This window comes from Parasynechococcus sp., assembly GCF_042954245.1.
In the GTDB taxonomy this organism is placed as follows: domain Bacteria; phylum Cyanobacteriota; class Cyanobacteriia; order PCC-6307; family Cyanobiaceae; genus Parasynechococcus.
Genome location: NZ_JBGKDP010000070.1, coordinates 1 through 1,949, shown reverse-complemented (window position 1 = coordinate 1,949; position 1,949 = coordinate 1). Strand labels below are relative to the sequence as shown.

The window sequence follows — 1,949 nt, the reverse complement described above, 5'->3', positions numbered from 1 at the left end:
TCGGCGTGCAGCAGAGCGGCCAGATGGAAACCATCGTCTTTGACCTCTACATGGAAATGCTGCAGGAATCCTTGGCCGAAATTCAGGGTCAAGACATCCCCAGTGTTGAGGAGACGCAGGTGGATCTCGCGGTCACGGCTTTCGTGCCTGCCGACTGGATCACTGATCCCGATGAAAAGATCGCGGCCTATCGAGCTGCAGCCGACTGCCTCACCGCGGAAGCCCTTGTTGAGCTGGCTGCGGGTTGGGCCGATCGCTACGGAGCACTGCCTGCTGCCGTGGTGTCACTTCTGCAGCTGATGGAACTCAAACTTCTGGCCAAGCGGTGCGGCTTCTCCAGGATTAAACCGGAGAAGCCCAACGTGGTGTTCGAAACCCCCATGGAGGAACCGGCATTTCGTTTGTTGCGCCAGGGGTTGCCCCAGCACCTGCATGGCCGTTTGGTGTATCAGGCCGGCAGCGGCATTCAACACAAGGTGATAGCCCGCGGTCTCGGTGTTCTCCCCATGGAGAAGCAACTGGAACAACTGATGGAGTGGCTTCGCCTGATGGCAGCCCAGATTCCCGACGCCGATGGCAAAGCCGAGGCGCAGCGGCAGGACGAGCTGAGTGCCAAGAACGCGGAGGTGGTTCAGGTCTGAGGCCTGAACCCAATTCTGAGAAAAACGTTACCAACCACGCAATTCTTCGTTACATTGGGTTGAGTGAATTTCGTTAGACATGGGTGAATTCGTCGAGATCGGTGCCGGTGGCGTCTCTCTGGAACTAATCAGCGGCGTTTTCTGTGCCACAGCGCTCGGTGTGTACGCCCTGTTCCAACCCGGCGCCTCGGACGATGACGACTCCAACGGTGGTGGTGGTGGTCTGATGCAGCCGATTTCCTGACCTACGGCAAGGCGTAACTGAGATTTGCTTGCCCAGGCCGATAGGTCGTGCCAGAGTGAAATCTGCTCAATTGATTCAAGAGGGTTCCTTCAGCTTGTCTGTACTGGCTGTCCCTCTGAGTTCCCAGGTCTTCGATCGAAAAGTTCTTCATCTCTCTATCGGTCATCGCTGCTCTGATGTCCGGTTGAATCCCATTTTTGTGAATATCAGTTCCCTTAGGGGTCAGGTATTTAGCGATCGTGACCGTCAAACCGGATCCATCGGCTAGGCCGCGAACGGCCTGGACAAGACCCTTGCCAAAGGTCTTCTGACCGACGAGCTGTGCACGGGAATTGTCCCGAAGTGCCCCTGAAAGAATTTCACTGGCACTGGCAGATCCTTGGTCAATCAGCACCACCAAGGGTTTATCGGTGATCGCACTGCCGGTGGCGCGCCTCACATCGCGGATTCCTTCACGGGTTCGGGTGCTGACGATGGTGCCTTCATTGAGCCATTGGCGGGCGATGTCCACACTGGCCTCAAGCAAGCCGCCGGGATTGCTGCGCAGATCCAGCACGTAGCCCTCAGCAGCCTGTGATTCCAGATCCTTGATGGCCGCACGCATCTCACGCGTGGCGTTGGCATTGAATTGCTTCAGACGGATATAGCCCACCTTGCGGCCGTTGGGCGCTGTGTTGAGCATGGCCTTCACGGCATGAATCTCAATGCGCGCCCGTTTCAACGCCACATTCAGCACCTCATCCTGGCGCCTGAGTCCCAGCACCACATCGGTGCCCTCAGGACCTCGGATCAACTTGACGGCGTCCTCGGTGGTCATGCCTTTGGTCGAGGCACCATCGATGGAAACGATCACATCCTTGGGCTGAACGCCCGCACGGGATGCAGGGGTGCCCTCAATCGGAGAGACAACAATTAGCTCTTTCGTGTCTTTGTCGAGACTGAGCTGGATCCCCACGCCCATCAACTCCCCGGAGGTGTCGATCTGCATCTCCTTGAACTCCTTCGGATCAAGGAAACGCGTGTAGGGGTCATCAAGGCTGGCCAGCATGCCCCGGATCGCCTCG

The 1,949-nt window shown here is 57.6% G+C and carries 3 protein-coding genes; 2 read left to right on the top strand and 1 reads right to left on the bottom strand.

All coding sequences use genetic code 11. The features are described from left to right. The coding region (locus ACGVJ8_RS03425) for a TRCF domain-containing protein (protein WP_392345495.1) at positions 1-641 on the top strand (641 nt) is incomplete at its 5' end. A gap of 79 nt (positions 642-720) precedes the next feature. Further along, positions 721-885, top strand: a complete 165-nt coding sequence (locus tag ACGVJ8_RS03420; RefSeq protein ID WP_392345494.1) for a hypothetical protein — start codon at positions 721-723, stop codon at positions 883-885. 1 nt (position 886) lies between these two features. Here ACGVJ8_RS03420 and ACGVJ8_RS03415 read toward each other — a convergent pair. Then, positions 887-1,949: S41 family peptidase (locus tag ACGVJ8_RS03415; protein WP_392345493.1), on the bottom strand; the 1,063-nt coding region annotated here is incomplete at its 5' end.